Below are 20,786 nucleotides of genomic sequence, written 5' to 3' on the forward strand. Positions count from 1 at the left end.
CGAGAGGTTCACCATGATCCCGCATGCCCCGCTGCGCCTGTTCGCCGCCCTGACCCTCGCCGGCACCAGCTGGCTGGCCCAGGCTGCAGACCTGACAGTCGCCTACCAGACCACGGTCGATCCAGCCAAGGTGGCGCAGGTCGATGGCGACTACGAGAAGGCCAGCAAGGCCAGCATCGACTGGCGCAAGTTCGACAACGGCGCCGACGTGATCACCGCCGTGGCCAGCGGTGACGTACAGATCGGCTACCTCGGCTCCAGCCCGCTGGCCGCCGCTGCCACCCGCAAACTGCCGGTCGAAACCTTTCTGATCGCCACGCAGATTGGCGCCGGCGAAGCACTGGTCGCCCGCGACAGCGTCAAGACCCCACAAGACCTGATCGGCAAGAAAGTCGCCGTGCCGTTCGTGTCCACCGGCCACTACAGCCTGCTGGCAGCCCTGAAAAGCTGGAACATCGATCCGTCCAAGGTGCAAATCCTCAACCTCGCCCCCCCAGCCATCATTGCTGCCTGGAAGCGCGGAGACATCGATGCAACCTACGTCTGGGACCCGGCCCTGGGCGTGGCCAAGGAAAACGGCAAGGTGCTGATCACCTCTGGTGAGCTGGCCGCCAAAGGCGCGCCGACCTTCGATGCGTGGATCGTGCGCAAGGACTTCGCCGCCAAACACCCCGATGTGGTCAAGGCCTTCGCCAAAGTGACCCTCGATGCCTATGCCGACTACCGCAAGGACCCGAAAGCGTGGCTGGCCAACCCCGACAACGTGACCAAGTTGGCCAAGCTGTCCGGCGCCAAGCCTGCCGACATCCCGGTACTGCTGCAGGGTAACGTCTACCCGCTGGCTGCCGACCAGGCCAGCGCCTTGGGTGCGCCAACCACCCAGGCACTGACCGACACCGCGACCTTCCTCAAGCAACAGGGCAAGGTCGACGCGGTACTGCTGGACTACTCGCCATACGTCAGCGCCCAGTACCTCCCCAACTAAGCCTGCACAACCGGAGCCCGCCATGGCCTTGCTCGAACTGGAGCGCATCAGCGCACAGTACCCCGGTGCCGCCACCCCGGTACTGGCCGATATCAACCTGAGCCTGGGGCCTCGCCAGTTGCTGGTGGCCCTGGGGCCATCCGGCAGCGGCAAGACCTCGCTGCTTAACCTGATCGCCGGCTTCGTCCCCCCCAGCGCCGGCCGTATCACCCTTGACGGTGTGCCGGTGGAGGGCCCCGGCGCCGAGCGCGGCGTGGTATTTCAGGACGACGCGCTGCTGCCCTGGCAGAACGTGCTAGGCAACGTCGCCTTCGGCCTGGAGCTGGCCGGCGTGCCGCGCGTCGAGCGTGAAGCCAGGGCACGCGAGATGCTGGCCCTGGTCGACCTCGCCGGCTTCGGCGAGCGGCGCATCTGGCAGCTGTCAGGTGGCCAGAAGCAACGCGTGGGCCTTGCCCGGGCACTGGCAGCCGACCCACGGGTGCTGCTGATGGACGAACCGTTCGGCGCCCTCGATGCCTTCACCCGCGAGCAAATGCAGGAGTTGTTGCTGCAGGTGTGGCAACGCACCGCCAAGCCGGTGTTCCTGATTACCCACGACATTGAAGAGGCCGTGTTTCTGGCCAGCGAGCTGGTGCTGCTGGCACCCAACCCGGGGCGTGTAGTGGAACGTCTGCAACTGGACTTCGGCCAGCGCTATGCCGCAGGTGAGTCGGCCCGGGCGATCAAGTCCGACCCGGCCTTCATCGAAACCCGCGAGCACGTACTGGCCCGCGTTTTCTCTCAACGCCAAAGCTTGCAGGAGCGCGCATGAGCAGCCTGGACCTGCCGGTTACCGGCAAAAGCGAAGAACAAGCCCGGCCAGCCACCCGGCTGAGCCGCCCACTGCCTACCCGCTGGATCAGCGCCCTGACCCTCGCCAGCCTGCTGCTGGCTTGGTGGCTGGTGACTGCTGCCGGTTGGGTCGAGCCCCTGTTCCTACCCTCGCCCAGCGATATCCTGGCCAAAGCCTGGACCTTGCTGACCCAGGGCTACATGGACGCGAGCCTCTGGCAGCACCTGGGCGCCAGCCTGGGGCGCATCGGCGTGGCCTTGGTGGCCGCCACCCTCACTGCCATCCCGGTGGGTATCGCCATCGGCTACAACCGCATTGCACGCGGCATCCTCGACCCGCTGATCGAGTTCTACCGGCCGATCCCGCCGCTGGCCTACCTGCCGCTGATCGTCATCTGGTGCGGCATTGGCGAGCTGTCGAAGGTATTGCTGATTTACCTGGCGATTTTCGCCCCGATCGCCATTGCCACTGCCACCGGCGTACGCACGGTCGACCCAGCCAAGCTGCGTGCCGCGCAGTCGCTAGGCGCCAGCAAGGCCCAGCTGATTCGCCATGTGATCCTGCCCAGCGCGCTGCCCGACATCCTCACCGGTATCCGCATCGGCCTGGGGGTTGGCTGGTCGACCCTGGTCGCCGCCGAACTGATCGCCGCCACCAGCGGCCTAGGCTTCATGGTGCAGTCGGCGGCGCAGTTCCTGGTCACCGATGTGGTGGTACTGGGCATTCTGCTGATCGCCCTGATCGCCTTCGCCCTGGAGATGAGCCTGCGTGCCCTGCAACGCAAGCTGGTGCCCTGGCACGGGCAAAGCCACTGAACCCCATTGCCCACGCCAGCACACTGGCGCCTGATTGAAGAGACCGACATGAGCCTGACCATCACCCCACTCAGCCCGGCGCTCGGCGCCCAGATCAGCGGTGTGGACATCAGCCGCGAAATCAGCGCAGCAGAACGCGACGCCATCGAACAGGCGCTGCTGCAGCACCAGGTGCTGTTCTTCCGCGACCAGCCGATCACCCCGGAGCAGCAGGCGCGCTTTGCTGCCCGCTTCGGTGACCTGCACATTCACCCAATCTACCCCAACGTGCCGGACACCCCGCAGGTGCTGGTACTCGACACAGCAGTGACCGATGTACGCGACAATGCCGTATGGCACACCGACGTGACCTTCCTGCCGACCCCGGCACTGGGCGCGGTGCTCAGTGCCAAGCAGTTGCCGGCCTTCGGTGGCGATACCCTGTGGGCCAGCGGCATTGCCGCCTTCGAGGCCTTGTCGGTGCCGCTGCGGGAAATGCTCGATGGGCTGACCGCTACCCATGACTTCACCAAGTCATTCCCGCTGGAGCGCTTTGGCACCACGGCCGAAGACTTGGCGCGCTGGGAAGCCACCCGGCGCAACAACCCACCGCTGTCGCACCCGGTGGTGCGTACGCATCCGGTCAGCGGGCGCAAGGCGTTGTTCGTCAATGAAGGGTTTACTACACGCATCAATGAGCTGAGCGAGCTGGAAAGCGAGGCATTGCTGAAGCTGCTGTTCGCCCATGCTACGCGGCCGGAATTCAGCATTCGCTGGCGGTGGCAGGAGAATGACGTGGCGTTCTGGGACAACCGCGTGACCCAGCATTTCGCGGTGGATGACTACCGGCCGAACCGGCGGGTGATGCACCGCGCGACCATCCTTGGGGATGCGCCTTTCTAGCTGTTGCCTGTCCCGGCCTCTTCGCGTACAAGCCCTCCCCCACAAGTACAACACAGGTTTCGAAACCGGTGCCGTGCCTGTGGGAGCGGGCTTGCCCGCGAAGAGGCCGGGACAGGAGAGCTTGGTCAGCGGACCAGGTGCAAGTACTGCATGTGCCGCTCGTACTGGTCGAGGATATCGTTGATGATCTGCTCCTTGCTGTAGCCCACCAGGTCATAGTTCTGGCTGCCTTCGCTCAGGTGCACCTCGGCGCGGTAGTAGCGGCGGTTCTTCAACTCTTGCGTACCCAGCCCACCCAGGGCGAACGATGGCGTGAAGTAGCCACGCATCTGCACCTGGTAAATGAACGGCTGCTCCTCGCCATGGCCAATCTTCAGGCTGACGTTGTCGTGGCTCGGGTCGTCCTGGGTAATCAGTACCAGGCCCTTCTGCTCGAACACTTCACGCACGTCGGCAATCGCCGGGCGCACCACGTCGTCCATGAAGCGGTACACCTCATCACGCGACGGGAAGTGCACCGCCTGGCTCAGGCGCTGTCGCCAGCCACCACGGCCACGGCGTGACTGGGCGAACGGGGCCAGCGAGTGCATCTGCGCGATCTGGCGTTGCGACTCCAGGTAGAAGGCCTTGTGCAGCCCCCACATCATGCACAGCAGAATCAGCGAGAACGGCAGCGAGGTCAGCACCACCGCCGACTTGAGCGAATCGATGCTGCCCGCAAACAGCAGTGCACTGGTGATCAGCGCGGTCATCGCCCCCCAGAAGATGCGCAGCCAGTTCGGCCCGTCTTCATCGGCATCACCGCCCTTGGCTGACAGGGTCGAGAGCACCACAGTGCCCGAGTCGGCCGAGGTCACGAAGAACACGAAGCTGATGAACACGGTAGTGGCGATCACCACCTTGCTCCAGGGGTACGTCTCCAGCAGCAGGTACAGGCTCATCGACGGGTTGTCCAGCGCGGACTGACCCAGTGCGGTCATGCCGTGGTTGATCACCTGGTCGAGTGCACTGTTGCCGAAGATCGACATCCACGCCAGGGTGAAGCCCAACGGGATCAGCAGCACGCCAAAAACGAACTCGCGGATAGTACGGCCACGGGAAATGCGGGCGATGAACAGGCCCACGAACGGCGCCCAGGCAATCCACCAGGCCCAGTAGAAGACCGTCCAGCCGCCCAGCCAGTCACGGTTTTCACCGTAGGCATAAACGTCGAAGCTCTTGCGCGGCAATGCGCCCAGATAGTCGCCAAGGTTCTGGATCAGGGTGTTGAACAGGTGTTGGGTTGGCCCGGCGAACAGCACGAACAGCAGCAGCGCGCAGGCCAGGAACAGGTTGATGTCGCTCATCACCCGCACACCCTTCTCTACCCCGGCAACGGCCACGGCCACGGCCGCGCCCATCATCAGTGTGATGAGGATCACCTGCACCCACTGGCTATGGCTGATGCCGAACAGGTAGTCGAGGCCGGCGTTCAGGTGCAGCACGCCAAAGCCCATGTCGGCGCCCAGGCCGAACACCGTGGCGATGATGCCGAAGCCGTCCACCGCGTAGCCGATCGGCCCGTTGATGCGCTTGCCGATCAGCGGGTACAGCGCCGAGCGCAGCGCCAGCGGCAGGTTGTGTCGGTAGGCGAAGTAGGCCAGCGCCATGCCGACAAAGGCGAATACGCCCCAGCCATGCAGGCCCCAGTGCAGGAACAGGATCTGCATCGCCTGGCGCCCGGCCTCGGCCGTGCCCGCTTCGCCCTGGGGCGGTTGCAGCATGTGGGTCAGCGGCTCGGAGACACAGAAGAAGAACAGCGTAATGCTGATACCGGCGGCAAACAGCATGCCGGCCCATGACAGGTAGCTGAACTCGGGTTCGTCGTGGTCGGCACCGAGCTTGATCTTGCCGTAGCCGGACAAGGCGGTGACCACCACGAAGACCAGGTACAGCGTCATCGCCAGCATGTAGTACCAGCCGACCGTGTTGGCGGCCCAGTTCTGCGCCGCCAGCAACCAGTCGCCTGCAGCTTGCGGATTGCTGATGACCACAAGGCCGAAGATGAGGATGAAGCTTGCCGCAAAATAGAACACCGGGGGGTTCATGCGGATCTTGCCATTGGCAAGGGACGGGTTCGGTGCACTCATCGGGCGTGCACCTCGTCACATGACGTAAGGTTCGGAATGAACGGGTTCAGCAAAGGAATCCTCCTGTTGAACACCGGCAGCGGACCAGCGTTTTTTCATTGAACAAGCGTTCAAGTTAACCATGGATCGGATTTCAATGCGAATTGGGGCGCTGATTGGCGTTCTCTTGCGCTGGCCTCTTCGCGGGTGAACCCGCTCCCACAGAGGCCTCACAGAACCCGAAACTTGTGCAGTACCTGTGGGAGCGGCGGTGCGGCGATCCGATTTACCCGCGAAAGGGCCGGTACAGGCTAAGCAAATGCCAGATCAGTTCTTGTCCTGGCAATCCAGCTGCAGGTTGGCCTGGGTGATGTTGCTCTCAGCCGGTACGCTGCGGGTCAGCCACACATTGCCGCCAATGGTCGAACCCTTGCCGATGGTAATGCGCCCCAGCACTGTGGCTCCGGCGTAGATCACTACATCGTCCTCGACGATGGGATGGCGCGGCAGGCCTTTGTGCAAGGTCCCCGACTCATCGCTTGGGAAGCGCTTGGCACCCAGAGTCACCGCCTGGTAGATGCGCACGCGCTCGCCGATGATTGCGGTTTCGCCGATGACCACGCCGGTTCCGTGGTCGATGAAGAAGCTTGGCCCGATCTGCGCGCCTGGGTGAATGTCGATACCGGTGGCCGAATGCGCCAGCTCCGAACTGATCCGCGCCAGCAGCGGCAGGCCGGCCCGGTACAGGTGGTGCGCCAGACGGTGGTGGATGATCGCCAGGATCCCGGGGTAGCACAGCAGCACCTCATCGACGCTGCGGGCGGCCGGGTCACCGTGGTAGGCGGCCAGCACGTCGGTGTCGAGCAGCACGCGCAATGCCGGCAGCGCAGCGGCAAAGCCCTGTATCAGGCTCAGGGCCTGGGCATCGACGCTGGCCAGCTCAGCCTTGCTTTGCCGGGCGGCATAGCGCAACTCCAACCGCGCCTGGGTCAGCAAGGCGGTCAGCGCGGCATCCAGGGTATGGCCCACGTAAAAGTCTTCGCTCTCCTCGCGCAGGTCCACCGGCCCAAGGCGCATGGGGAACAACGCACCGCACAGTTGCTCCAGAATCTGCCGCATCGCCTCCCGCGATGGCAGCTCACGCCCGCCCTGCTCGCCAATGCTGCGGCCATTGCGGGTGCGCCATTGCTCACGGGCGCCGCGCAGGCCAGTGACAATGCTCTGCAACTGCCAGTGCGCGGATGAAGGTTGTTCGCTCACGGTTTTCTCCTGCCGTATAGGCCATCTGATTTTTTCGCCAGGCCCGGCCCTTTCGCGGGCACGCCCGCTCCCACAGGTACATCACAGCTTTTGAGCCCTGTGCTGTACCTGTGGGAGCGGGCGTGCCCGCGAAAGGGCCGGGCCTGCCTACATGCGATCCACTCTACGGCAAATCCGTCCCTTGGAAAAAACAACGCTTTATTCCACCCTGCGCTAAGTCAGGCATAAGCGGCGATGACGGCGCAGGCAACCTCGCCTACCCTCAAAGCAGCTAGCACTTGGCAAAAATACAAAAGGAAATAATAAAATAATTTTTTAGTATTTCCTGGCCTAAGCAGCCAACCCTATAGTCGCCACCCACCACTTAAACAACAAGCGCGGGGCTCTGACATGTCGAAATTCGCCAAACCGCTACTCAACGCCAGCCTGGCAATCCTGCTGGGTGCAGGCCTGCTCGGCCAGGCATTTGCCGGCGAACAATTGAAGACCATCCAGGAAAAAGGCGTGATCAACGTCGGCCTGGAAGGCACCTACCCACCCTTCAGCTTCCAGGACGAAAACGGCAAGCTGACCGGCTTTGAAGTCGAGCTCTCCGAACTGCTTGCCAAGGAGCTAGGGGTCAAGGCCAAGATCCAGCCGACCAAGTGGGACGGCATCCTCGCTGCGCTGGAGTCCAAGCGCCTGGACGTGGTGGTCAACCAGGTGACCATTTCCGAAGAGCGCAAGAAGAAGTACGACTTCTCCGAGCCCTACACCATCTCCGGCATTCAGGCGCTGATTCTGAAGAAGAAGGCCGAGCAGCTGAACATCAAGGGCGCGCAGGACCTGGCCGGCAAAAAGGTCGGCGTGGGCCTGGGGACCAACTATGAGCAGTGGGTGAAAAAGGACGTGCCACAAGCCGACGTGCGCACCTACGAAGACGACCCAAGCAAGTTCGCCGACCTGCGTAACGGCCGCATCGACGCCATCCTGATCGACCGCCTGGCCGCACTGGAATACGCGCAAAAAGCCAAGGACACCGAACTTGCCGGCGATGCGTTCTCACGCCTGGAGAGCGGCGTGGCACTGCGCAAGGGCGAGCCTGAACTGCTGGCAGCAATCAACAAGGCCATCGACAAGCTCAAGGCTGACGGCACGCTGGCCAAGCTGTCGGAAAAATACTTCGGTGCCGATGTCACCAAATGATCGCTGAAAGCCTGCAACTTGTTGTCGACTCCACGCCCTTCCTGCTGAAGGGCGCGGGTTATACGGTGCTGCTCAGCGTTGGCGGCATGTTCTTCGGCCTGGTGCTGGGCTTCGCCCTCGCGCTGATGCGGCTGTCGAAGATCCTGCCGCTGAACTGGCTGGCGCGGGTCTACGTGTCGTTTTTCCGCGGCACGCCGTTGCTGGTGCAGCTGTTCGTGATCTATTTCGGCATGCCGCAGATCGGTATCGAACTCGACCCGATCCCGGCTTCGTTGATCGGCCTGTCGCTGAACATGGCCGCCTACATCTGCGAAATCCTGCGCGCAGCGATCTCCTCGATCGACCGCGGGCAATGGGAAGCTGCTGCCAGTATCGGCATGACACGCGTACAGGCCATGCGCCGGGCAATCCTGCCACAGGCCTTGCGCACCGCTCTGCCACCGCTGGGCAATAGCTTCATCTCGCTGGTCAAGGACACTGCCTTGGCGGCAACCATCCAGGTGCCAGAGCTGTTCCGCCAGGCCCAGCTGATCACCGCACGTACCTTTGAAGTGTTCACCATGTACGTGGCGGTAGCGGTCATCTACTGGGTGCTGTGCAGCATCCTCGCGCACTTCCAGAACCGTATGGAAGCGCGGGTCAACCAGCATGACCAGGAGCACTGAGCATGATTGAAGTCAAAGGCCTGACCAAGCGGTTCAAGGGCCAGACCGTGCTCAACGGTATCGACATGACCGTCCAGCCCGGCGAAGTAGTGGCTATCATTGGCCCCAGCGGCTCAGGCAAGACCACCTTCCTGCGTTGCCTGAACCTGCTGGAAACGCCTGATGCCGGGCAGATCCAGCTAGGGGCCATCAGCATCGATGCAAACCGCCCGCTGGGTGGCCAGCAAAGTGCGATCCGCCGCCTGCGTCAGCAGGCCGGGTTCGTGTTCCAGAACTTCAACCTGTTCCCCCACCGCACCGCCCTGGAAAACGTGATCGAGGGGCCGGTGATCGTCAAGAAGACGCCCCGCGAGCAAGCCATCGAACTGGGCCGGCGCCTGCTGGCCAAGGTGGGTCTGGCGGGCAAGGAAGACGCTTACCCGCGGCGCCTGTCGGGCGGCCAGCAGCAACGGGTAGCCATCGCCCGCGCCCTGGCCATGGAGCCGGAGGTAATCCTGTTCGATGAACCCACCTCGGCGCTGGACCCGGAGCTGGTCGGCGAAGTGCTGGCGACCATCCGAGGCTTGGCCGAGGAGAAGCGCACCATGATCATCGTCACCCACGAAATGAGCTTTGCCCGAGATGTGGCGAACCGGGTGATCTTCTTCGACAAGGGTGTGATCGTGGAGCAGGGCGAAGCCAAGGCGCTGTTCGCGGCACCGAAGGAAGAACGTACCCGGCAGTTCCTGCGCAAGTTCCTCGGCACCGCAGCTTCCGAATAAACCTGTTCCGGCCTCTTCGCGGGCACGCCCGCTCCCACAGGTGTCGCACCGGTTTCAATACCTGTGCAGTACCTGTGGGAGCGGGCGTGCCCGCGAAAGGGCCGGCACATCTGTAACAAATCCCTCCTTCTATAGATATTCCAAAGAGTTAGTTCATAAACATTTTATAAAGCATTAGGGTATATAAACCGGACCACCGGACCAGCACACATCTGCCGCGACCAGCTGTAGCGGCATAACTACTTTGTGAGGTCAGGAATGGTCAGGATCACAATCACCCCAGTGCGTAACGCCAGGGCATTGAGTGCAGCCAAGGAGCGGTACTGATGTCCAGCCAGCCAAATAGCCAATTCCACAGCGATCTCGACAGCTCGCCCCTGCTGCTGCCGGCCAGCGTGCTGCGCAACGACGCAGAAGCCCTGCAAGCCGCCCGCGAACTGGCCGAGGTCGCTCGCGAGCAGGCCGCTCGCCGCGACCAGCAACGCAAACTGCCATGGGCCGAAATCGAGCTGTTCACCCGCAGCGGCCTGGGCAGCATCAGCGTACCCAAGGCGTTCGGTGGCCCCGACGTATCGTTCGAAACCGTAGCCGAAGTGTTCCGCGTGATCAGCGCCGCCGACCCCGCCCTGGGGCAGATCCCGCAGAACCAGTTCGGCATGCTGCAACTGCTGCGCCTGACGGCCAGCCAAGCGCAGCAGGCGCTGATTTTCCGCAGCGTGCTCGACGGCTGGCGCATCGGCAACGCCGGGCCCGAGCGCGGCACCAAGGACACGCTCACCCTCAATGCCCGCATTACTCGCGTTGGCGACAGCTATCGCATCAGCGGCGAGAAGTTCTATTCCACCGGCGCCTTGTTCGCCCACTGGGTGGCGGTCAAAGCCCTGGACGAGGAAGGCCGCCAGCGCCTGGCATTCGTGCGGCGGGGCAGCCCGGGGCTGCGCATCGTCGATGACTGGTCCGGGTTCGGCCAGCGTACTACCGCCAGCGGCACTGTGCTGTTGGACGAAGTGCCGGTAGACGCGGAGCTGGTGATCGACAACTGGCGCCAGCGTGATATCCCCAACATTCAGGGCGCGTCCTCGCAACTGATCCAGGCAGCGATCGACGCCGGTATCGCCGAAGCGGCCATCGATGATGCGATCAAGTTCGTCCGCGAGAAATCCCGGCCGTGGATCGAAGCCAATGTCGAGCGGGCTAGCGACGACCCTTATGTAATCGCTGACATCGGCCGCCTGAAGCTTGAACTTCACGCGGCAGAAGCATTGCTGCGCAAGGCTGCTCGAGTACTCGACGAGGTCAACGCCGCCCCGATCGATGCCGACTCCGCAGCACGGGCCTCGATCGCAGTGGCGGAGGCCAAGGTGCTGACCACCGAGATTGCCCTGCAGGCCAGCGAGAAGTTGTTCGAACTGGCTGGCAGCCGGGCCACCCTTGCCGAGTTCAACCTCGACCGCCACTGGCGCAATGCCCGCGTACACACCCTGCACGACCCGGTGCGCTGGAAGTACCACGCGGTGGGCGCTTACCACCTTAACGGCACCCTGCCTGCGCGGCATTCCTGGATCTGAATTGCTGGCTTTGGGGCTGCTGCGCGGCCCTTCGCGGGCTTGCCCGCTTCCACAGGATTGCCACCGCTTGAACTGGCATCACTTTACCTGTGGGAGCGAGCAAGCCTGCGAAGGGCTGCGAGGCGCCCCCCGGAGAACTTTATGACAATCGCTATCATCACCAGCGACGCCCAAGCCCTGGCCGTCGCCGAAGACATCGCCCAGAAACTGCGCCGTGACAGCGCCCTGCGCGACCGCGAACGCCGCCTGCCACACGCCGAACTGGAGCTGTTCACCCGCTCCGGGCTGTGGGCCATCAGCGTGCCCAAGGCCTTCGGCGGTGCTGGAGTGTCCAACGTCACCCTGGCCAAGGTCATCGCCCGTATCGCCCAAGCCGACGGCTCGCTTGGGCAGATCCCGCAAAACCATTTCTACGGCCTGGAAGTGCTGCGGGTAAACGGCACGCCCGAACAGCAACAGCGGCTGTATGCCGAAGTGCTGGCTGGCCGCCGCTTCGGCAACGCACTGGCTGAACTGGGCACCAAGACCGCCAACGAACGCACCACCCGCCTGAGCCGTGACGGCGATGGCTTCCGCATCAATGGCCGCAAGTTCTACTCCACCGGCGCCATCTACGCCCAGCGTATCCCCACCTCGGTGGTGGACGATCAAGGCGTGCAGCACCTGGCCTTCGTTCCGGCCGACAGCCAAGGCCTGCAGGTAATCGACGACTGGAGCGGTTTTGGCCAGCGCACCACCGGCAGCGGTTCGGTGGTGTTCGACAACGTGTATGTCAGCGCCACCGACGTGGTGCCGTTCCAGAGCGCTTTCGAGCGCCCCACCCCGGTCGGCCCGCTGGCACAGATTCTCCACGCCGCCATCGATACCGGTATCGCCCGCGCCGCTTATGAAGATGCCCTGCACTTCGTGCGCACCCGCAGCCGCCCGTGGGTCGATTCCGGCCTGGACAAGGCCACGGATGACCCCCTGACACTGAAAAGCTTTGGCCACCTGGCAATCCGTCTACACGCTGCCGAAGCACTGCTGGATCGTGCCGGCGAGTACCTCGACCGCGCCCGCGACGACAGCAGCGCCGAGAACGTCGCCGCAGCCTCCATCGCAGTTGCCGAAGCTCGCGCCATCAGCACCGAAATATCCCTCGCCGCCGGTACTGCCCTGTTCGAGCTGGGCGGCAGCCAGGCGACGCTGGCCGAGCACAACCTCGATCGCCACTGGCGCAACGCCCGCGTGCACACCCTGCACGACCCGGTGCGCTGGAAGTACCACGCTATCGGTAACTATTACCTCAACGATGCCAACCCACCACGTCGGGGGACCATCTGATGGCCAGGCAGATCCTGCTCAATGCCTTCAACATGAACAGCATCGGGCACATCAACCACGGCCTGTGGACCCACCCACGGGACACCTCGCCCCAGTACAAGACCCTGGACTACTGGACCCGCCTCGCACGCCTGCTGGAGCGTGGCCTGTTCGACGGGCTGTTCATCGCCGATATCGTCGGCACCTACGACGTCTACGGGCAGTCGCTGGACATGACCCTCAAGGAGTCCATCCAGTTGCCGGTCAACGACCCACTGCTGCTGGTCTCGGCCATGGCTGCGGTCACCCGCCACCTGGGGTTCGGCCTTACCGCCAACCTGACCTACGAGGCGCCGTATCTGTTCGCCCGGCGCCTTTCCACCCTCGACCACCTGAGCAATGGCCGGGTGGGCTGGAACATCGTCACCGGCTACCTCGACAGCGCCGCCCGGGCCATGGGCCTGGAACAGCAACCCGAGCATGACCGTCGCTACGACCAGGCCGATGAATACCTGCAGGTACTGTACAAGCTGCTGGAAGGCAGCTGGGCCGATGACGCGGTGGTCGCCGACCGCCAGCAACGTGTCTATGCCCGGCCCGACAGGGTGCGCAAAGTCGAGCACCACGGCGAGTTCTACAAGGTCGACGGCTACCACCTGTGCGAGCCCTCGCCGCAGCGCACCCCGGTACTGTTCCAGGCCGGCAGCTCACCGCGTGGCCTGGCCTTTGCCGGCAACCATGCCGAATGCGTATTCATCAGCGGCCAGGACAAGGCTGCCACCCGCTCTCAGGTCGACAAGGTACGTGCCGCTGCGCGGGCTGCCGGCCGTGACCCGCAGGCGGTCAAGGTGTTCATGGGCATCACGGTGGTGGTCGCCCCGACCGAGCAACAGGCCCAGGCAAAGCATGCCGAGTACCTGCGCCACGCCAGCGCCGAGGCTGGGGTTGCGCACTTCGCGGCATCCACCGGTATCGACTTCGCCGCCTATGAATTGGACGAGCCGATTGCCTTCAGCCAGGGCAACGCCATCCAGTCGGCCACGCGCCAACTGCAAGACAACGCCTGGACCCGCCGACGCCTGTTGCAGCAGCACGCCCTGGGCGGCCGCTACGTGACGTTGGTCGGCGCGCCCGACCAGGTCGCCGAACAGCTGATCGCCTGGATCGACGAAACCGGGCTGGACGGTTTCAACCTGACCCGCACCGTCACCCCGGAAAGCTTCGAAGACTTCATCGACCAGGTCATTCCGCAACTGCAACAGCGTGGCCGTTACAAGACCGCCTACGCCGAAGGCACCCTGCGCCAGAAGCTGTTCCACGCCGCGCACCCGCACCTGCCCGCCGACCACCCCGCTTCGACTTACCGCTTCACCCCATCCCCGACTGGAGCCCTGCACCATGCTTGAGAAACTGTTCCGGCCCGTCGCGGCCATCGCCATTACCCTCGGCATGGCCGCCACTGCCCTGGCCGCCGAACCCTTGAAGATCGGCACCACCTCGGCCTTTGCCATCCCGCTGGAGGCCGCCGTGGAAGAAGCGCACAAGCAAGGCCTTGAAGTGAAGCTGATCGAGTTCAGCGACTGGATTGCGCCGAATGTCAGCCTCAACAGCGGCGACATCGACGTGAACTACTTCCAGCACATCCCGTTCCTGGAAAACGCCAAGGCGGCTGCGGGCTTCAACCTGGTGCCGTACGCCCCGGGCATCATCAACAACGTCGGCCTCTACTCGAAAAGGTACAAAAGCTTCGCCGATCTGCCAGAAGGCGCCAGCGTGGCCATCGCCAACGACCCGATCAACAGTGGCCGCGGCCTGCAACTGCTGGCCAAGGCCGGTTTGATCACACTCAAGCCCGGGGTCGGCTATAAAGCCACCGAGGACGACATCGTCGCCAACCCGAAAAAGCTGAAGATCCTGCAAGTGGAGGCAGTGCAACTGGTACGTGCGTATGACGACGCCGACCTGGTGCAGGGTTACCCGGCCTACATTCGCCTGGCCAATAGCTTCGATGCAGGCTCGGCACTGCTGTTCGACGGCCTCGAGAACAAGGAGTACGTGATCCAGTTCGTCATTCGCCCGCAGAGCAAGGACGACCCGCGCCTGGCCAAATTCGTCGACATCTACCAACACTCGCCAACGGTGCGCGCAGCGCTCGACAAAGCCCACGGCAAGCTGTACCAGGCCGGCTGGGAAGGCTGACATGAGCCAGACCAGCGCGCTCAGGGCGCCCGTCACCTCATCACTACCGCTGACGGCCAGGGAGCAAGCCCTACGGCCGGAGGTCAATCAAGCCCATGTGCGCTTCATCGGCCTTGGCAAGACCTACCCGGGTCAGGCGCAGCCGGCTCTGCAAGGCATCGACCTGAACATTCGGCATGGCGAGATCTTCGGCATCATCGGCCGCAGCGGCGCCGGCAAGTCGTCGCTGCTGCGCACCATCAACCGCCTGGAGCAACCCAGCCAAGGCCGGGTGCTGATCGACCAGGTCGATATCGCGCCGTTCGACGAAGACCAACTGGTGGCGCTGCGTCGGCGCATCGGCATGATCTTCCAGCACTTCAACCTCATGTCAGCCAAGACCGTGTGGCAGAACGTCGAACTGCCTTTGAAGGTGGCAGGGGTGGCCAAGGCCGAGCGCCAGCGCAAGGTGCGCGAGCTACTGGAGCTGGTCGGCCTGCAGGAGAAGCACCAGGTATATCCGGCGCAGCTGTCTGGCGGGCAGAAACAGCGTGTGGGCATTGCCCGGGCGCTGGTGCATGACCCCGAGATCCTGCTGTGCGACGAGGCCACATCGGCGCTGGACCCGGAAACCACCGCCTCGATCCTTGAGCTGCTGCGCGACATCAACCAGCGCCTGGGCCTGACCATCGTGCTGATTACCCACGAAATGGCGGTAATCCGCGATATCTGCCACCGGGTAGTGGTATTGGAGCGCGGTGCTGTGGTCGAACAGGGCGAGGTCTGGCAAGTGTTTGGCTCCCCACGCCACGACGTCACCCGCACCTTGCTCGCGCCGTTGCAGGCCAGCCTGCCTGCCTCGCTGCAAGCCAGCTTGCGGGCCAGCCCGCCGAGCCGCGACAGTGCCGTGGTACTGAAGCTGACCGTGCTCGGCGAGCCAGAGCTATCCGCCCTGTTCAATGACTTGGGCGGCCGTGTGCGCTTGCTGCAGGGCGGCGTGGAAACCATCGGCGAGCATGCCTTGGGGCGGTTGATCCTGTCGGTGCGGCATGCGCCGTACGATACCCATCAGCTGTTGGAACGGGCCCGCCGCTGGGCCGAGGATGTGGAGGTACTGGGCCATGTGGTTTGACCGCCTGCTGCAAGGTTTGCTCGACACCCTGCTGATGGTTGGCGTGTCGTCGTTGATCGCCCTGCTGGTGGGGGTGCCGATGGCGGTGCTGCTGGTCACCAGCGACAAGGGCGGGATCTTCGCGGCGCCGCTGCTGAACCGGGTATTGGGCGCCTTCGTCAATCTGTTCCGTTCGATCCCGTTCCTGATCCTGATGGTCGCACTTATCCCCTTTACCCGCCTGCTGGTGGGTACTACCTATGGCGTGTGGGCGGCGGTGGTGCCGCTGACGATTGCCGCCACGCCGTTCTTTGCACGGATAGCCGAGGTCAGCCTGCGTGAAGTCGACCATGGCCTGGTGGAGGCCGCGCAGGCCATGGGTTGCAGGCGCTGGCACATCGTCTGGCATGTGCTGTTGCCGGAGGCACTGCCGGGCATCGTCGGGGGCTTCACCATTACCCTGGTGACCTTGATCAACTCCTCGGCCATGGCTGGGGCGATCGGTGCCGGGGGCTTGGGCGACATTGCCTATCGGTATGGGTACCAGCGTTTCGACAGCCAGATCATGCTGACCGTGATTGCCATGCTGGTGGCGCTGGTGGCGCTGATCCAGCTGGGCGGCGACCGCCTGGCGAAGGGCTTGAACAAACGTTGAGCATGACCTGGGGAATTTAGTGGGGCGTAAGTCGAGCGCCGCGCGGGCTGCGCTCGGACTCACAGGCGCTGCCCAACTTGCGCCATACCCTCAATCCCAGCGCAAATCCCCAGCCGGCACCGGTCGCCCGAACCAGTACCCCTGCCCCAGCTGGCACTGCTCCTGTAGCAGGAAGCTGGCTTGCTCCGCCTGCTCAATGCCCTCGGCATGCACCTGCATGCCCATGCTGCGTGCCAGGGCGATGATCACCCGTACGATCGCAATGTCATCTTCATCCAGCGGCAAGCCGGCAACGAACCCCTGGTCGATCTTCAGCTTTTGTACCGGCAAACGCTTGAGCCGCAGCAGCGATGAATAGCCGGTGCCAAAGTCATCAATGGCCAAGGTCACACCCAGTTCTCGCAAACGGTGCAGTTGCTCCAGCGCCACCTCCGGGTCTTCCATCACCGCGCTTTCGGTGACTTCCAGCTCCAGCAGGGCCGGGTCCAGGCCGGTTTCGTGCAGCACATCGGCCACTTGGCGGTACAGCTCGTGCTGGCCAAACAGGCGGCTGGAAATGTTCACCGCCACAAAGGCCAGCTGACGGCCTTCCGCTTGCCATTGCACCATTTGCCGGCATGCCTGGCGCAGCACCCAGGCGTCGATCTCGGCAATCAGCCCGGTGCGCTCGGCAATCGGAATGAACCCGCCCGGCGGCACCAGTCCACGCTGCGGGTGCTGCCAACGCACCAGCGCTTCGACGCCGACCTTGCTGCCGGTCGCCAAGTCGTGCACTGGCTGGTAGAACACCCGCAGTTCATCGTGCTCAAGCGCCCGGCGCAGCTCGCCGGCCGTCTCCACCCGGTGCTGGGCGTGGGCGGTCAGCTCTTCGGTGTACAACGCATAACACGCGCGGCCATTGCTCTTGGCCTTGTACAAGGCCGAATCGGCATTGCGCAGCAATTGCTCGGCACTCAAAGCATCGCTGGGGAACAGGCTGATACCGGCGCTGACACTGATGAACAGGCGATGGTCATCGAACAGGAACGGCTCGCGCATGCGCTCGATAACGCTTTGCGCCAGCTTGCCAGCCTGGCCGACCTGCTGGCAGTTTTCGGCCAACACGCCAAACTCGTCGCCGCCCAGGCGCGCCAACGTCACGCCAGCACCCAGCACGTCACCCAGACGTTCGCCCACCAGCTTCAGCAGCTGGTCACCGATGGTGTGGCCCAAGCCGTCGTTGATGCTCTGGAAATGGTCCAGGTCCAGCAACAGCAGGGCACACCCGCGCTTGTTGGCCTGGGCGGCGGCCACCGCCTGCTCGACGCGGTCGGTAAAAAGCAGGCGATTGGGCAGGCCGGTCAGCGGATCGTGGTGGGCCAGATAGGCCAGTTCCTGTTCCGAATGCTTGATCGCGCTGATATCACTGAACACCGCCACATAATGGCTCAGCTCACCCTCATCATCGCGGATGGCGCAAATGGTCTGCCATTGCGGGTAGATTTCGCCGCTTTTACGCCGGTTCCAGATTTCGCCGCTCCACTCGCCCTTCTCGGCCAGTGTGGCGAAGATCTGCTGGTAGAAGGCCAAGCCATGGCGGCCCGATTTGAACTTGTTCGGGCGCTGGCCAACGACCTCGTCCTGCTGGTAACCGGTGATGCGCATGAAGGCGCGATTGACGTGCACGATCAGGCCCTGGCGGTCGGTCACCAGCACACCTTCCAGGGTGCTGTCGAATACCGCGGCGGCCATGCGCAGGCGCTCGCGGTCTTCACAACGAAGGCGGGCACCCTGGCCAATGAAATTGAGCAGGCGTACCCGCGATACATAGATCAGCGCGGCGCTGAGCAGTACCCAGACCACCACGTTGATCTGCCGCCCCACGGTCAGTGCCAGGGGATCATCAGTCATGCTGTGCAGCACCACCTCGGCCAGCGCCAGCCAGAGGATCGAGAGCACCACATACAGCGCAGCCATGCGCAAGGCGTCGCGAACAGAAACAGACATGTCGGGTGCGATAGCCCATCAAGAAGGAGGGGGCATTATAAAGGCTGAAACATGCCGTGACCTCCTATCTGAACAGTTGACTGGTTTTATTTCCCTACCAAGGGATAATCACCCCTTTCCCCCGCATTACGAGGGTTTCTACACCTATGTGGTACAACGGCCTGCTCGACTTGTCGGCCTGGCAACTGGTCGGCATCACCCTGCTGATGACGCACGTGACCATCGTCAGCGTCACGGTCTACCTGCATCGCTACTCCGCGCACCGGGCGCTGGAGCTCAACGGTGTGCTCAAGCATTTCTTCCGCTTCTGGCTTTGGCTTACCACGGCACAGAACACCCGCGAGTGGACCGCGGTCCACCGCAAGCACCACGCCAAGTGCGAAACCCCCGACGACCCGCATAGCCCTGTACACAAGGGCCTGGGTACGGTGTTGCGCAAAGGGGCCGAGCTGTACCGCGAAGAGGCACGCAACCCCGAAACCCTGCGCATCTATGGCAAGAACTGCCCTGAAGACTGGATCGAGCGCAACCTCTACTCACGCTACAAGCTGGGCGGCATTGCGTTGATGGCGGTGATCGACCTGCTGTTGTTCGGCACCATCGGCATCACCATCTGGGCGGTGCAGATGATGTGGATCCCGTTCTGGGCCGCCGGTGTGGTCAACGGGCTGGGCCACGCGCTCGGCTATCGCAATTTCGAATGCCGTGACGCCGCCACCAACCTGGTGCCGTGGGGCATCGTCATCGGTGGCGAAGAGCTGCACAACAACCACCACACCTACCCCAACTCGGCCAAGCTGTCGGTCAAGCGTTGGGAATTCGACATGGGCTGGGCGTGGATCCGCCTGTTCTGCCTGCTGCGCCTGGCCAAGGTACAGCGCGTGGCGCCGATTGCCCACCGGGTCGCAGGCAAAGGCAGCCTGGACATGGACACCGCCATGGCCATCCTCAACAACCGCTTCCAGATCATGGCCCAATACCGCAAGCTGGTGATTGGCCCCCTGGTAAAGCAGGAACTGGCTCGCGTCGATGCCTCGGTTAGCCATCACTTCCGCCGCGCCAAACGCCTGCTGTCGCGTGAAACCAGCCTGCTCGAAGACCGCCATCATGTGCGCATCGAGTCGATGCTGGCGCACAGCCAGGCGCTGAAGACCATCTATGAGAAGCGCCTGGCGCTGCAGCAGATCTGGGCGCGTACCAGCGCCAATGGTCACGACATGCTGGCCGCCATGAAGGAATGGGTACATGAGGCCGAAACCAGCGGTATCCATGCCTTGCGTGACTTCGCAGCACAACTCAAGACCTACTCCCTGCGTCCGACTGGCGCCTGACCGCCGTTGATCGGTACGCCCCAGAGCGGGGCGTACCGCTTGGAACTTCCCCCCCTCCCGCTCACTCAAACTTGGCACATCGCCCGCGTGGCGGGCCGGATGCTGGCCGCACGCTTTCACGTTGAGACCCGCTTCGTGCTCATGGCCAAGAACATTCCAACCACACTGCCCGGCATTCCACCACCCGAGGCTGCCCAGACTTTACTGGCGTTACTGCATGCCCAAGGCGAAGTTGCCCGCCTGAGCGAGCGTGAACAGCTGTTCAGCTCGTTGCTCGACAGCGTCAACGCAGTGCTTTGGGCCTTCGATTGGGAAACCCGCCAGGTGCTGTACGTCAGCCCTGCCTACGAGCGCATCTTTGGCCGCCCTGCCAGCCTGGTGCTGGCCGACTACAACGAGTGGCGCGACAGTATTTACCCCGACGACCTGGAGTTCGCCGAACGCAGCCTGGCCCAGGTGCTGCTCAAAGGCGCGGTGGAAGACCGCGAGTACCGCATCATCAATGCCGACGGGCAGCTGCGCTGGTTGAGCGACAAGTGCTACATCAACCAACAGCGCGACGGCGACCGGGTGATCATTGTCGGCATCGCCGAGGACATCACCGAGAAGAAGCAGCTGGAAGGCGAACTGCAACGCCTGGCCACCACCGATGTGCTGACCCAGAGCAGCAACCGCAGGCACTTCTTCGAATGTGCCCAGCAAGCGTTCGACAGCGCCCGCGAAGACGGTACGCCGCTGGCCTTCCTGTTGCTGGACATTGACGACTTCAAGTGCATCAACGACAGCTACGGCCACCAAGAAGGCGACCAGGTGCTGCAGCACATCGCCGACAGCGGCAAGGCTGTGCTACGCCGTGGCGACCTGTTCGGGCGCATTGGGGGCGAGGAGTTTGCGGCGGTATTCCCGGGTTGCGATGCGCAGGTAGCAGAGCAAATTGCCGAGCGCCTGCAGCGGCAGATCCAGCGTTTGAGCTTCAGCCATGGCGAACAGACTTACGGCGTGACGGTGAGCCAAGGGCTGACCGGGCTGACCGAGGAAGATGTGACCCTGGACAGCCTGTACGCCCGGGCCGATGCCGCGATGTACCAGGCCAAGCGGCAAGGCAAGAACCAGATCGTCCGCAGCTGACCCATCCCCCAGGTTCGGCAAGAATACGCTGCCC

At 63.5% G+C, this 20,786-nt stretch carries 18 protein-coding genes; 15 read left to right on the top strand and 3 right to left on the bottom strand.

The genetic code is table 11. The features are described 5' to 3' along the window. The first annotated feature begins 13 nt into the window (after nt 1-13). The 4 genes from tauA to tauD are packed head-to-tail and all read left to right on the top strand — an operon-like array spanning nt 14 to nt 3,514. Nucleotides 14-985, top strand: a complete 972-nt coding sequence (gene tauA / locus E8E68_RS11070; RefSeq protein ID WP_280341333.1) for a taurine ABC transporter substrate-binding protein — start codon at nt 14-16, stop codon at nt 983-985. Nucleotides 986-1,007: 22 nt separating this feature from the next. Continuing rightward, nucleotides 1,008-1,796: a taurine ABC transporter ATP-binding subunit gene (gene tauB / locus E8E68_RS11075; RefSeq protein ID WP_266033295.1), complete on the top strand. Its 789-nt coding sequence runs from the start codon at nt 1,008-1,010 to the stop codon at nt 1,794-1,796. Continuing rightward, nucleotides 1,793-2,632 carry a taurine ABC transporter permease TauC gene (gene tauC, locus E8E68_RS11080; RefSeq protein ID WP_110744826.1) on the top strand — a complete coding sequence of 280 codons (840 nt, stop codon included), beginning with the start codon at nt 1,793-1,795 and terminating at the stop codon, nt 2,630-2,632. The genes tauB and tauC overlap by 4 nt, the downstream gene beginning before the upstream one ends. A gap of 48 nt (nt 2,633-2,680) precedes the next feature. After that, nucleotides 2,681-3,514: a taurine dioxygenase gene (gene tauD, locus E8E68_RS11085; protein WP_280341339.1), complete on the top strand. Its 834-nt coding sequence runs from the start codon at nt 2,681-2,683 to the stop codon at nt 3,512-3,514. A 125-nt stretch (nt 3,515-3,639) separates the two neighbouring features. Here the strand turns inward: tauD and betT are convergent, their stop codons facing one another. Together betT and epsC are read right to left on the bottom strand one after the other, a co-directional pair. After that, on the bottom strand, nt 3,640-5,601 hold the full coding sequence (gene betT, locus E8E68_RS11090; protein WP_280341439.1) for a choline transporter BetT: 1,962 nt from the start codon (nt 5,599-5,601) through the stop codon (nt 3,640-3,642). A 348-nt stretch (nt 5,602-5,949) separates the two neighbouring features. Then, on the bottom strand, nt 5,950-6,882 hold the full coding sequence (epsC, locus tag E8E68_RS11095) for a serine O-acetyltransferase EpsC (RefSeq protein WP_110744829.1): 933 nt from the start codon (nt 6,880-6,882) through the stop codon (nt 5,950-5,952). 390 nt (nt 6,883-7,272) lie between these two features. On the opposite strand from epsC, the gene tcyJ reads away from it, so the two are divergent. From tcyJ to E8E68_RS11140, 9 genes are all read left to right on the top strand, one after another. Further along, on the top strand, nt 7,273-8,067 hold the full coding sequence (gene tcyJ, locus E8E68_RS11100; RefSeq protein WP_266033683.1) for a cystine ABC transporter substrate-binding protein: 795 nt from the start codon (nt 7,273-7,275) through the stop codon (nt 8,065-8,067). Beyond that, entirely contained in the window at nt 8,064-8,732 is a 669-nt protein-coding gene (gene tcyL / locus E8E68_RS11105; RefSeq protein ID WP_051099126.1) for a cystine ABC transporter permease, read from the top strand. Before tcyJ ends, tcyL begins: the two co-directional genes overlap by 4 nt. 2 nt (nt 8,733-8,734) lie before the next feature. Next, nucleotides 8,735-9,493 (top strand): L-cystine ABC transporter ATP-binding protein TcyN, encoded by a 759-nt coding sequence (tcyN, locus tag E8E68_RS11110; protein WP_110744831.1) that lies wholly within the window; start codon nt 8,735-8,737, stop codon nt 9,491-9,493. A gap of 326 nt (nt 9,494-9,819) precedes the next feature. Then, the gene (locus tag E8E68_RS11115) at nt 9,820-11,061 is read left to right on the top strand and encodes an SfnB family sulfur acquisition oxidoreductase (RefSeq protein ID WP_110744832.1); all 1,242 of its coding nucleotides are present in this window, start codon (nt 9,820-9,822) and stop codon (nt 11,059-11,061) included. 141 nt (nt 11,062-11,202) lie between these two features. Further along, nucleotides 11,203-12,384, top strand: a complete 1,182-nt coding sequence (locus E8E68_RS11120; RefSeq protein ID WP_280341355.1) for an SfnB family sulfur acquisition oxidoreductase — start codon at nt 11,203-11,205, stop codon at nt 12,382-12,384. Next, on the top strand, nt 12,384-13,769 hold the full coding sequence (locus tag E8E68_RS11125) for an LLM class flavin-dependent oxidoreductase (RefSeq protein WP_280341358.1): 1,386 nt from the start codon (nt 12,384-12,386) through the stop codon (nt 13,767-13,769). The genes E8E68_RS11120 and E8E68_RS11125 overlap by 1 nt, the downstream gene beginning before the upstream one ends. Next, nucleotides 13,762-14,562, top strand: coding sequence for a MetQ/NlpA family ABC transporter substrate-binding protein (locus E8E68_RS11130; RefSeq protein ID WP_280341361.1), 801 nt, complete (start codon nt 13,762-13,764; stop codon nt 14,560-14,562). Before E8E68_RS11125 ends, E8E68_RS11130 begins: the two co-directional genes overlap by 8 nt. 1 nt (nt 14,563) lies before the next feature. Further along, nucleotides 14,564-15,673 (top strand): methionine ABC transporter ATP-binding protein, encoded by a 1,110-nt coding sequence (locus tag E8E68_RS11135; RefSeq protein ID WP_280341363.1) that lies wholly within the window; start codon nt 14,564-14,566, stop codon nt 15,671-15,673. Beyond that, nucleotides 15,663-16,307: a methionine ABC transporter permease gene (locus E8E68_RS11140; protein ID WP_266033662.1), complete on the top strand. Its 645-nt coding sequence runs from the start codon at nt 15,663-15,665 to the stop codon at nt 16,305-16,307. The genes E8E68_RS11135 and E8E68_RS11140 overlap by 11 nt, the downstream gene beginning before the upstream one ends. Before the next feature lie 90 nt (nt 16,308-16,397). Here E8E68_RS11140 and dibA read toward each other — a convergent pair whose 3' ends face one another. After that, the gene (gene dibA / locus E8E68_RS11145) at nt 16,398-18,293 is read right to left on the bottom strand and encodes a phosphodiesterase DibA (RefSeq protein ID WP_280341368.1); all 1,896 of its coding nucleotides are present in this window, start codon (nt 18,291-18,293) and stop codon (nt 16,398-16,400) included. Nucleotides 18,294-18,439: 146 nt separating this feature from the next. Between dibA and desA the strand changes: the two genes are divergently transcribed. Continuing rightward, nucleotides 18,440-19,624 carry a delta-9 fatty acid desaturase DesA gene (gene desA / locus E8E68_RS11150; RefSeq protein ID WP_266033655.1) on the top strand — a complete coding sequence of 395 codons (1,185 nt, stop codon included), beginning with the start codon at nt 18,440-18,442 and terminating at the stop codon, nt 19,622-19,624. Nucleotides 19,625-19,723: 99 nt separating this feature from the next. Then, nucleotides 19,724-20,752 carry a sensor domain-containing diguanylate cyclase gene (locus E8E68_RS11155; RefSeq protein ID WP_266033652.1) on the top strand — a complete coding sequence of 343 codons (1,029 nt, stop codon included), beginning with the start codon at nt 19,724-19,726 and terminating at the stop codon, nt 20,750-20,752. Nucleotides 20,753-20,786: the final 34 nt, after the last annotated feature.

The organism is Pseudomonas sp. BN607 (genome assembly GCF_029871175.1).
In the GTDB taxonomy this organism is placed as follows: domain Bacteria; phylum Pseudomonadota; class Gammaproteobacteria; order Pseudomonadales; family Pseudomonadaceae; genus Aquipseudomonas.